The sequence below is a fragment of the Sutterella parvirubra YIT 11816 genome (assembly GCF_000250875.1).
GTDB classification, from domain to species: Bacteria; Pseudomonadota; Gammaproteobacteria; order Burkholderiales; family Burkholderiaceae_F; genus Sutterella; species Sutterella parvirubra.
Genome location: NZ_JH604981.1, coordinates 1 through 11,411 on the forward strand (window position 1 = coordinate 1; position 11,411 = coordinate 11,411).

The window sequence follows — 11,411 nt, forward strand, 5'->3', positions numbered from 1 at the left end:
CTCAGAAAGGGCCCCGGTGAAGAGGTTCCTGTTGTCTATGAATTGGGAAAGACGGTGTTGGAACATCGGGTCGCGGGCGTGAAGGCGGCGGGCGGCGTATTCCTCCCGGATGTGGGAAGCGGGATGAGGAAGACCGCCCGCCGGACGGGGCTCCTTTCGGTCACCGCGCCGACATGCGCGCATCCAAGAAACCGGCGTCCGGTACTGCGGTGTTGTTAAATGCTTGAAAATCAAAGGAATTTGACGGAGTGCGTTCGTCAAAGGGGCGGGCGCCGCGGTGGATTTCGTTTTCTCCAGAAGGAAGCGCCGGTCACTTTGGCCGGACGTTTCCGAGGTCGTCTTTTGGCGCGGGACGGCACAGACGCCTCTCCCGCGGGATGCACAGGGTGGAGACGGGCGTACGCCCGCGTCATCAACGCGTGAAAGGCCCGACAACCTGACCGATCGGCGTGATCCCGAAGAGGAAGTCTTCGCAGGGAGCGCGCCCTCGGCGCGGCGCGCCGCGAATCTGTCCGGGCGGGGACGGCGTTTTTTCAAAACCCCGTGTCGCGGGTCTGCAACAAGCTGTGTTTCCCTTGCCGACGGGGAATGTCGTGGTGTCGTGAAGGGCGCGTGAAACCGCCTGAAGGGGTGGGCAACGGGTTCCGTTGAGGCCGCGCGCAAAGAAAGGCTCCGGCAGACCGGGACCGTCCGCTCGAACGTCCCGACCGCCGGAGCCTTCTTCTTGGTTGACTGACTTGGTGTCCTTCAAACCCTCCGCCCGGCCCCGTGGGAGGGAGCACGCCCGCGGGGCCGGAGCGTCGGGTCTTCAGGCCTGATCTCTCAGGATCAGTACATCCAGCGCACGCCCACCGAGGCGCGCCACGGCATGGTGAGGTCGCCGCCGGAGGCGCGCTTCACCTCGGCCCAGCCGCGGACGTTCTGGGCGAAGTTCACGTTGCCGCCGAAGCCGACTTCGTACCAACCGCCGCCGAAGTCCTTCGTGACGCGGTTCTGCTGGCCGAAGGTCGTCGTCGCCTCCCCGTCGAACTCGTAGAGGTAGTCGACGCGGGCGTAGATGCCGCCGAGCTTCGCATCCGACACGCCGGCCTTGAGCCCCGCGCGCAGCACCGAGCTGTCGAGCCCGGACTGCTTCACCTTGACGTTGCCGGAATCGTAGTCGCCGCCGAAGATGCGCGCGTACGTGTAGCCCATGCCGGGTTCGACCCAGAAGCCCGTGCCGACCTTCCCGAAGTCGAAGCGGTGACCGGCTTCCAAGGCCACGGAGGCCGCGGTGTTGTGGAGGTCGCCACGGATGCCCGGGAGCTTGAACTCGGTGTTGATGCGGCCCAACTTCGCGGACACGTCGACGAAGGTGCCGTCGTCCGAAACCCACTGGCCGTAAAGCGTCCCGGCGACCGTGCTCATGTCGCTCCTGCCTTTGCCCGCCTGACCCATGAGGTCGGCGTTGCCGTCGGTGTAGGAGAGGGCGCCGCCCACCCAGACCGGAGCGCCGGCGAGGTCCACCTTGCGGTCCGACCCGAACATCACGCTCTTCACGTCCGCGTCGATGCCGTTCACCTTGACGTTCCCGCCGGTGATGCGGCCCCAGACGCCGCCTTCACCCGGCTGGTTGCGAAGGTCGCCGAGACGCTCCTGCGCGTCGTCGGCTTCGGCGCGCCACTGGAGGTACGTGAGACCCGTGGCGTCAACCACCGCCAAGGCGTTCTTGTTCTGAAGGACGCGAAGCTTCGAGATCACCGGGGCGGCGCCTGCGCCGTTCCCGGCGGAGACCGTCCCTTCGTAGCCGTCGCCGTACTGGCTGGCTTCCACCGTGAAGTCGAAGGCGCGGGCCTTGTCCTCGCTGTTCAGCGTCACAAGGTTGTACATCTCGGCCGCGACTTCCGCGGCGCCGCCTTCCTTCTTGTTGAGGTCGGAGGCCGCAACGAGACGGACGTCCGTCGTGTCGGCGAGGCGGTCGCGCACCGAGAGGCCGGTGTTGGCGGAGAGCCCTTCGAAGCGGATGTCGAAGACTTCCTTCGGGGTGGCCTTGGGCTTGACCGGGGCCGAAGCGGCCGGTTGAGGGGCAGGCTTGTTGAGTTCAGGATGGCCCTGGACTTCGGGCTTGTCGTTCGGCTGAGCGGCGGGCTGACCGGAGGCAGCAGGCTGGCCGTTGGCGGCAGGCTGCGCGGCGGCCGGACCGTTCGAGACGGCGGACGGCTGAGCGCCGGAAGCGGCGCCCGAGGGCTGAACGTTTTCCACCGCACGACGCGAGCGGCGGCGACCGCCGCTTTCTTCCGAACCCGCGGGCTTGTTCATGCTGGCGCCGGACGTGGTGTCCGGACCACCCGAAGCACCCGCAGCGGCGGCAGCGGGCGGCTTCGCGCCACCGCCCGGCTGTTCAGCAACCGGCGGCTTGGCCGCGGCGGAGGGCTGGTTGGGAATCGGCTTCGCGGAAGCCGGGAGTTCGGCTTCCACGGGCTTCGACGGCGCGGCGGCGGGCTCGCCCGCGGCGGCCTTGTAGGCTTCGCCCAGCTGACCGATCGAGACGTGCGCACCGTCGGCGATGCCGATGGTGGAGGTGCCGCCCGTGGTGACGAGACCGATGTTGGCTTCCTTCCGGACGCGCAGGAGCGCCTTGTCCGCGAGCGCGATCGTGCCGGTGGCGGCTTCCTTTTCTTTCGCCGTGCCGACGATCTTCGCGAGGTCGAGCTTTTCGCCGACAGAAAGCTTCACGCCGCCCACGTTCACCGTGCCGTCGCCTGTGAGGGTCGAGAAGTCGGAGTCGGCGTTGGCGGTCCAGGTGCCGTCCAACAGGATGTCGGTGCGGCGGGCGCCGCGGCCGAGGTTCGAGGTCTTCCCGATCCAGGAGGACTTCGCGTCGACGGCGAGCTTGTTCACCGTGTTGTTGACGGAGTCGTCCTTCGTTGCGCGGGTGCGGACGGCCTTCGTCCCCTCATTCCAGTAGTTTTCGAGCGTGATGAGGTCGCCCGACCACTCGGCGCCGTTCGAGACGAACACCGACGTTTCGTTGTTCAAGGGCGAAGCGACGATCTTTTCGCTCTTCTTCCCGTCCTCCCACACCGTGCTGTCGACGTTGCGGATGTGCGCGTAAGCCTTCGTCTTTTCGCCGTCGAAGTGGAATTCGTGGACGTTTTTCGGGGCCTGGCCGGACTTAAAGGTGCCGGCCGCCGCGGCCGCCGACTGGAGGTCGACGTAGAAGGGCTGGGTCTTGCTCCCAACCTTCTGGGCGTTCTCGGTCGAGAGCACCCAGGTCGTCGTCTTGCGGACGGTGCGCTTGTCGTTGACGTTCGCGTCGTGGACGTAGCGCATGCCGGAGTAGATCGCGGAGCGGTTGCGCTCTTCAAGCTGGTCAGCGTTGATGACGACCGTGACGTCCTTCCCTTCGACAGGAGTGGCCCCTTCGGCGCCAACCTGTTTGGGATCCGTCGTGAAGACGCGGATCCCCTCCAAATGGCGGTCCCCTTCCTGGCTTCCGATCCCCTTGAGGACGTCGACGCCGTTGAAGTACTTGTCTTCGTAGGCGGGGACGGCGTTCGACCACCAGCCGTTGACGGCTTCGAAGTGGGCGTCGCTGCTCACCTGGACGGGAGCGGAGGCGGGGGTGGGCTTGCCGGAGGGCTGGGCGGGCTGCTTGCCGTCGTCCTTGCCGGCGCCGTCAGCTTTGCCGGGGTCCTTGTCGGCCTTGCCGTTTTCCTTTTCGGACTTCGGATTTTCCTTGTCCTTCTCTTTGTCCTTGCCGTTCTGGCCGGACGCGGCGGAAGGATCGTCGCCGGAGGGCTTTTCAGCCGAGCTGTTCGAGCCGGGCTTCGCGCCGGCGCCGGACGAGCCGGGATTACCGGGCTTCGGGGCGGACGCGGCGGGGCTGCCGGAGGGTTGAGAAGTCGTGCCGGTCGGGTCGCGGCCGGTAGAAGGCGAACCGGAAGGCTCACGGCTCTCGGAGCCGGGCGGAACGGCCGCGCCACCAGGAACCGGGCCGGGCGTAGCGGCAGCAGCGCCGCCACCGGTGGACGGAGAAGTCGGGCTGGCGGCGGCACCGGCGCCCGGGCCGCGCGAGCTGTCTTCACCCCGCGAAGAAGAGGACGTGCCCGTGGACGGAACGACGCCAGACTGGCTGCCACCCGCCGGGGAAACGCCCGCACCGGGCACGGCGCTGGAAGAAGACGAGGAAGACGTCGAGACCGAGGGCGCAGACGGCGCGGAGGTCATCGAGGTGCCCGAAGGGGCGGACGACGTGGAAACCGTCGACGAGGGCGGTGCCGTCGTCGTGGACGTCACGGACGGCGCAGCCGGACCCGTGGAAGTGGTCGTGGTCGAAGAAGGAGAACTGGAGGAAACACCGGGGCCAGCAGTGGCCGCGGCGGCGCCGGCGTTCAGCGCCGAGACGGAAAGCGCGGTGACGACGGCCGCGTGGAGCATGGTTTTTCGTTGCATGGGACGGTCATTCCTATTGCAAAGGCGAATCGGGGAGGACCCCGCGGGCCGTTCGTTCAGAGGAAGCCGGAGCAGCTTCCGACCCGCGCAGGTCCGCTGATGCGGGATCCTATGGGGTCGCGAAAAGTACTGAAGTTCGTCAAAACGACCGGAAATCAAAGAAATTTCACGGCAAGCGTGCGTTCAACATGCGCCAGGGTCACCACATAAAAGAACGCTGAAAATGACCAGTCAGGAGAGGCAGCCGGGAAGGTCTTCCCGTTCGGGCGGCGCGCCGCCCGCGCTGTCGGAAAGGGCTGGCCGCGGTGGCCGCCGACCGGGTACCGCAGACGCCCCGCAACTGGAATGAAAGTCGGGTCGGTCGCGCCCAAGGCGAACGGCTCACCCCCTGCGCCCTTCGGCGCCCGACCGGGGCGACACCGACGCCGTAGGTCACCCCGCCGGGCGCCTGCCCAAGGCTTTGACACCGTCTTTCCTTTTTGACGGGAAGGCCCTCAACCGCCCCCGCAACAAATGGACGCCCGCCGGAAGCGCTTTTTCACCAAATGCCGTGAGCGGCCTGCAACAATGGCCGGAGCGGGCGGAAAGTTGAGGGTTCGTGAGGATGAAGAGGGCGGTCGGGCGGTCCCGAAGGGTACGTGTCCTAAGACCGGGGGATGCGAAAAATTCGTCCGAACGCCCAAAATATTTCGGGGCCGCGTGTGTCTTCTGCAACATCTCGGAAACATGTCGGGACCCGGAGAGGGACGCGGGAAGGGCTGAAAAACAGGGAATCTGCGGTACCGTAGTACCCGTCAAGAGCGTCCGTCTCAGGCTGAACAGAGGTGGGAGAGGCCAGAACGGCGAAGAGGAGGCGTCCGTACGGGCCGGACGCCGAAGAGAAACGCCCGGTCCCGCGACGTGCGGAACCGGGCGAGGGATGAGGAAGAGCAGGATGTAGACGGGAGGAAGACGCCGACGGCGGGGAAGCTCCCCGCTCCGGTTTACTTCGCCGGTTTACTTCGCTCCCCGGTCCGTCCCCACGTGCGTCCACGCGCGCACGTCGAAGAGCCCGAGGTCGGTCAAGCGCAGTTCCGGAATGACGGGCAAGGCGAGGAAGGCGAGCGTCATGACGGGCTCCAAGCCTTCGCCCAGGCGGAAGGCTTCCTCCGCCGCCCGGTGCACGGCCGCGACGCCGCGCGCGACGGCGTCGGCGGGTTCAAAGCTCATAAGGCCGCCGGCGGGGAGGGCCAAGGACGCCACCACTTCACCCCGCTTCACGACCACCATGCCGCCCCCCAGGGCCTCCAAAGCCCGCACGGCCGCGAGCATGTCGGCGTCCGACCCTCCCGCGCAGACGATGTTGTGGGAGTCGTGGGCGATCGTGGTGGCGACGGCGCCCTCCATGAGCGCCCCGGCCGCCACGTACCCCGAGAGGATCCCGAGGCCGACGGTGCCCAAAGCGTGGTGGCGCTCCAGGACGGCGAGCTTGACGAGCCCGGGGTTGAGCTGCGCGTCGAAGTTCCCCTCCGCGTCGGTCTTGACGGTTCGCACCTCCGCCTTCGTCACGATTTCGTGCGGGACGATCCCGATGACGTTCGCTTCGCCGGAGGGCACCGGCAGGCGGAAGGTCTCCAGCCCCACGGGCTGGAGCTTCACGCGGGAGAGGACCGCTTCAGGCTGAATGGGCGTGCGGATGGGCTTCGTGAGCTTCCCGTCCTTCGCGACCAATTCGCCGCGGTGCCAAGTTTCAGCCACCCGGAACGTGGTCACGTCCTCCACCACCGCGAAGTCCGCGGGCTTCCCCGGCGCGATCGCGCCGCCGGGGAGACCAAAGTGTTCGGCGGCGTTGAGCGTAGCCATCTGAACGGCCGTCATCGGATCGACCCCGGCTTCGACAGCCATCCTGAGGTGCTTTTCCATGTGCCCCAGGCGCTCGACGTCCGCGGGGTTCACGTCGTCCGAGCAGAACATGCAGCGGCGGCTGTTGCGGGGCGTGACGCCCTGAATAAGGGTCCTGAGATTCTTCGCGGCGGAACCCTCGCGGATGATCACCTTCATGCCGCGGGCGAGGCTCTCGCGCATTTCTTCCAAGGAGGAGCTCTCGTGGTCGGTCGTGATGCCGGCCGCGGCCGTGGCGGACCTCGCTTCGTGGAGGATCCCCGGCGCGTGGCCGTCGATGGGACGGCTGCGCTTCTGGGCGTGAAGAAGCTTCGCCGCGAGGTCCGAGTCGTGCCCGAGAACGCCCGGGATGTTCATGACTTCGCCCAAACCCAGCACGCGCTTCTTCTCCCAATAGGGTTCGAGCGCGGCGGCGTCCAAGACGGCGCCTGCGTGCTCGAACGGCGTCGCGGGAACGCAGGACGGGAGCTGAAAGCGGATGTCGAGCGGAAGGCCCTCGGAGGCTTCGAGCATGAAGTCCAACCCGACGGTTCCGAGCACGTTCGCGATCTCGTGCGGGTCCGCCACCACCGCCCCGGTCCCGTGCGGGACGACGAGTTCCGCGAAGCGCTCGGGAACGAGCATCGCGCTCTCGATGTGAACGTGCGCGTCGATGAAGGCGGGAAGAAGCGTCTTCCCCTGGAGGTCCACGGTCTCACGCGCCTCACCGATGCCTTCGGGCACCACCGCCGCGACGAGGCCGTCCTTGACCAGAACGTCGACGCCCTTCACGAACTCGCCCGTGTAGACGTCGGCGACGACGCCCCCCGTAAAGCGCGTGTCCGCGGGGACGGCGAGGTTCGAGGCGTCGATGCGGCGGCGGAGCGCGTCGAAGTTGGCGGGGGTGAGGGTGACGGTGACGGGGGAGGAGGCGTTGGAATGCGAAGAGGCGGACATGTCGGCGGGGTCCTCAGAGACGGGGAAGACAAGTTGCCGACATGATAGACGCCGGGGCGGCGCGGGGCCGCCGCGGGGGATCTCTTTCTTGAAAGATTTCGATGACGGTCAGAGGAATGGGCCAATCGGGCCAATCGGGCCGCTCACGCCTCTCACACCCCTCACACCGCTCACGCCGCCGTCCAGAAGAGAAGGAGCACGATCTGTCCGGTGAGAATCCTGAGGAACATCGCAAGCGGATAGACGGTGGAGTACGCGACCGCCGCGCTGTTCTTCTCGGACAAAGTCGCCGCGTGCGCCAAGGCGGGCGGGTTCGTCGTCATCCCGGCCAAGAGGCCCACGATGGAGTGGTAGTTCATCCGGAGGCCGATCCGCGCGGCCGCGGCGACGACCCACAAGGGAACGAGCGTCACGATCAACCCCAATCCCATGAAGAGGAACCCGTCACCGCCCGTGAAGGCCGCGACGAATCCGGGGCCGGCCGCGAGCCCCACGCTCGCGAGGAAGAAGGAGATCCCGATTTCGCGGAGCATCAAGGAGGCCGAGTTCGTCGTGTAGGTGGCGAGCTTCAAGGAGGGCCCGAAGCGCCCCAGCAGAATCGCGACGACCAAGGGGCCGCCAGCCAACCCCAGCTTCAACGCCGCCGGAATCCCCGGGATCACGATCGGAATGGAGCCTGTGAGGATCCCGAGTGCGATCCCCACGAAGACCGAGATGACGTTCGGGTGGTCGAGCTTCTTCTCCTGGTTGCCCAAAACGCCCGCCAGGCGCGCCACCGCGCGCTCGGGGCCCACCACGACGAGGCGGTCGCCCAAGTGGAGGTGAAGGTTCTGATACGGAAAGAGCTCCATCCCGGCGCGGTAGATGCGGGTCACGTTCGTGCCGTCGTAGTGCGAGAGGTGAAGGTCCTGGATGCGGAGCCCATTGACGGAGGGCTCCGTGATGAGGATGAGCGACGAATGGACGGGCGAGTGTTCGCTCGTCAAGTCGACGTCGGTGCGCTCCTTCCCGAAGAACGCCACCACGGCCTCCTTGTGCTCCTCCAAGGCGACGCAGCGGAGCACGTCGCCCACCTTCACCCGGGTGTTGGGCCCGGGACTCATGAGGCCTTCCGTCTCGTTGTACCGCCGCGAGATCACGAAGGGCCGCCCGATCACCTGGCGGATCACCTTGATGGGCTTGTCCTCCAAGTAGCCGTTCGAGGCCTCGACGTAGAAGGTGATGGGGGCGGCGTGCTGTTCACTTTCCGACGCCTCCCAGCGGCGGTCTTCCTCCGCCGGGTCGATCCTCCACACCCACCGGACCGCGACCGCGGTCCCGATGATCCCGACCACCGCCAACGGGTACGCGCAGGCGTACGCCACCGCCGGATCGGCGCCGGTCCAGCCGAGAACCGACAAGGCTTCCTGCACGGCGCCCAAGCCGGGAGTGTTGGTGACGGCGCCGTAGTGCTCGCCCAGCATCTCCGCCAAGGGAATGCGGCCGGCAAACGCCGCCCAAAGCGCGATCGTGACGACGACGGAGAGGACGATCCCGAAGAGGCAGAGGGCGTTCAGCTGGAGCCCACCCGCCCTGAAGCTCGAGAAGAAGGACGGCCCCACCTGAAGCCCGATGAAGAAGACGAAGAGCATCAGGCCGAAATCCCGCAGGAACCCGAGGATGACGGGATTCGGCGTAAAGCCGAAATGCCCCGCGGCGAGACCCGCGAAGAGGATGAAGGTGACGCCCAACGACACCCCGAAGACGCGCAGCCGCCCCAACGCCGTCCCGACGGAGATGACGAGGGCGTAGACGAGGAGATTCCCCGCGAAGGTCGCGGGGTCGGCGAGGAGGCGCAGGCTTTCGAGCGTTTCGAGCATGGGTTGTCGGGGGATGGCGGAGCCCGTCGTCAGGTTCCTTCTTGAGGCGGAAATCCGCCGGATGGCGGACGCAGGTAGGCATCCTAGACCTGCCGGGCGAAAAAGTCCGTAGGGGTTCATTCGGAGACTTGCGCGGCGCGCAAAGCGGGCGGGGGAAGCGGAGGCGAGGGGAGTCGGGCGGCGGATGGCGGACGGTTGCCCGGGGCCGACGGGAAGGCGTGCGGCGCATAATGGACGGACGACGACCGCCCCGACCGGGACATCCGACAAAGAAGACCGATTCCATGACCACCAACACGACCACTTCTCCCGCCTCCCGTCCTGCCCGGCCCTTCACCGCGCTCCTCGCGAAGAAGGAGAGCCTCATCATCGACGGCGCGATGTCGACCGCCCTCGAAGCCCTCGGGGCGGACTTGAAAGACGACCTCTGGACCGCGAAGGTGCTCGTCAACGAACCTGAGATCGTCGAGCGCGTCCACGAAGCCTACGCCCGCGCGGGCGCGGACGTCGCGATCACGTGCTCGTATCAGGCGACGGAAGCGGGCTTGGCCAAAAAGGGGCTCGATTCTGAGGCGGCCTTCGACGTGATCGCGAAGAGCGTCACGCTCGCCCGGGAGGGCTGCCGCCGGGGCGGGCGCGAAGACGCGATCGTCGCGGGGTCGGTGGGCCCCTACGGCGCGTACCTCGCGGACGGAAGCGAATACCGAGGGGACTATCGATTGACCGACGCCGAATTCGAAGCCTTCCACGCGCTCCGCATGGATGCGTTGAAGGCCGCCGGGTGCGACCTCTACGCGCTCGAAACCCAGCCGCAGTTCGCGGAAATCCGGGCGTTGGTGCGCATGACCGCCGCGCGCGGGATGACCTGCTGGGTGACGATGACGCACAAGGCGGGGGATCCCACGCGGCTCCCCGACGGGACGCCGCTCTCTGAAGTCGCGGCGTGGTTGGACGGTGAGGACTGTGTGGAAGCTTTGGGCCTCAACTGCGTTCCGAAGGCCACCGCCGCGCAAGCCTTGGATGCCCTCACAGGCGCGACCTCGAAGCCCGTGATTCTCTACCCCAACTCGGGCGAAACCTACGACGCCGCGACGAAGACGTGGTCCAAGGCCGACCCGCACGCGCACGACTGGGACGCGGACGTCGTGCGCTGGAAGGGGCAGGGGGTGCGGTGCCTGGGCGGGTGCTGCCGGACTTTGCCGGAGGACGTGCGCGTCATGAGGAAGGCCTTCCTCGGGTGAGGTTGGGTGATCTTCGGGCGGCGTCGGGTGACCATCGCCCGGCGTGACGCTGAAACCCAAGTCCTGACAAGAAGAAGTCGCCCGGGGCGAGGTGCCTGCGGGCGGCTTTTCTTCATGAGACCGGGGAGGGTGAGGCGTTCGTCACGCGGCTCCCCAAACGTCCTCCGGCCCAGCGCTCACTTCGCGCTCACTTCGCGATCACTTGCGGTCCTTGAGCACCTGCGCGAAGGCCTTCGCGACCTTCCCGACGTTCTTGGTGTTGAGGCCGGCGACGCAGATGCGGCCGTTTTCCACCCCATAGATCGCGAACTCTTCACGGAGACGGATCATCTCCGCCTTCGTGAACCCCGTGAAGGAGAACATCCCCTTCTGACGGATGATGAAGGAGAGGTCCGCGCCCTCCGCCTTCCCCGCTTCAAAGAGCGCGCGGCGCATCGCGAGGATGCGGTTGCGGCAGCCGTCGACTTCCGACTTCCAGGCGGGGAGGAGTTCGGGGTCGTTCAGGACCTCCGCCACCACCGCGCCGCCGTGGCGGGGCGGGTTCGAGTATTCGGCGCGCACGAGGGCGTTGAGGATCGTCTTCAGAACCTTCGCTTCGGTTTCGTTCGCGCCCACGACGTGAAGCGCGCCCGCGCGCTCGCCGTAGAGGCCGAAGTTTTTGGACGACGACGTCGCCGCCATCATCGAGACCCCGGAGGCCGCAAACATCCGGAGCGCCCGAGCGTCTTCCTCCAAGCCTTCGCCGAACCCCTGGTAGGCCATGTCGAGGAAGGGGATGAGGTTCTTCGCCTCCACGATGTCGAGCACCCGCTTCCAGTCGTCGATCGTGATGTCGACCCCGGTCGGGTTGTGGCAGCAGGCGTGAAGCACGACGAGCGTGCGCTCAGGGAGCGCTTCCAACCCCGCGAAGAACCCTTCGCGGTCAACCGACAACGTCGCCGCGTCGTAGTAGGCGTAGCGGAGCACGTTGAGGCCCGCCTCTTTGAGAATCGCGACGTGGTTCCCCCAGGTGGGGTTCGAGACGGCGCCCGTCGTCACGTTGAGGTTCTTCTGCGCGAAG

At 67.0% G+C, this 11,411-nt stretch carries 6 protein-coding genes; 2 read left to right on the forward strand and 4 right to left on the reverse strand.

Features of this window, described 5'->3' with window-relative positions; translation table 11 throughout:
* Positions 1 to 828: 828 nt before the first annotated feature.
* On the reverse strand, positions 829 to 4,149 hold the full coding sequence (locus HMPREF9440_RS06210; RefSeq protein WP_172634292.1) for an autotransporter outer membrane beta-barrel domain-containing protein: 3,321 nt from the start codon (positions 4,147 to 4,149) through the stop codon (positions 829 to 831).
* On the opposite strand from HMPREF9440_RS06210, the gene HMPREF9440_RS11465 reads away from it, so the two are divergent.
* The gene (locus HMPREF9440_RS11465) at positions 4,091 to 4,534 is read left to right on the forward strand and encodes a hypothetical protein (protein WP_172634293.1); all 444 of its coding nucleotides are present in this window, start codon (positions 4,091 to 4,093) and stop codon (positions 4,532 to 4,534) included. The genes HMPREF9440_RS06210 and HMPREF9440_RS11465 overlap by 59 nt on opposite strands.
* A gap of 896 nt (positions 4,535 to 5,430) precedes the next feature.
* Here the strand turns inward: HMPREF9440_RS11465 and ade are convergent.
* A complete protein-coding gene (gene ade / locus HMPREF9440_RS06225) occupies positions 5,431 to 7,251 on the reverse strand; it encodes an adenine deaminase (RefSeq protein WP_008542559.1) in 1,821 nt (606 codons plus the stop codon).
* Positions 7,252 to 7,421: 170 nt separating this feature from the next.
* Positions 7,422 to 9,110 carry a putative transporter gene (locus HMPREF9440_RS06230; RefSeq protein ID WP_008542560.1) on the reverse strand — a complete coding sequence of 563 codons (1,689 nt, stop codon included), beginning with the start codon at positions 9,108 to 9,110 and terminating at the stop codon, positions 7,422 to 7,424.
* 284 nt (positions 9,111 to 9,394) lie between these two features.
* Between HMPREF9440_RS06230 and mmuM the strand changes: the two genes are divergently transcribed.
* On the forward strand, positions 9,395 to 10,351 hold the full coding sequence (mmuM, locus tag HMPREF9440_RS06235; protein ID WP_008542561.1) for a homocysteine S-methyltransferase: 957 nt from the start codon (positions 9,395 to 9,397) through the stop codon (positions 10,349 to 10,351).
* Between the two features lie 198 nt (positions 10,352 to 10,549).
* Here mmuM and HMPREF9440_RS06240 read toward each other — a convergent pair.
* On the reverse strand, positions 10,550 to 11,411 hold an 862-nt coding region (locus tag HMPREF9440_RS06240), incomplete at its 5' end, for an aminotransferase class I/II-fold pyridoxal phosphate-dependent enzyme (RefSeq protein WP_008542562.1).

What these genes read in the sequence shown, in the direction of transcription:
- ade (WP_008542559.1), bottom strand. Translation starts at nt 7,251, where the DNA reads ATGTCCGCCTCTTCGCATTCCAACGCCTCCTCCCCCGTCACCGTCACC.
- HMPREF9440_RS06230 (WP_008542560.1), bottom strand. Translation starts at nt 9,110, where the DNA reads ATGCTCGAAACGCTCGAAAGCCTGCGCCTCCTCGCCGACCCCGCGACC.
- mmuM (WP_008542561.1), top strand. Translation starts at nt 9,395, where the DNA reads ATGACCACCAACACGACCACTTCTCCCGCCTCCCGTCCTGCCCGGCCC.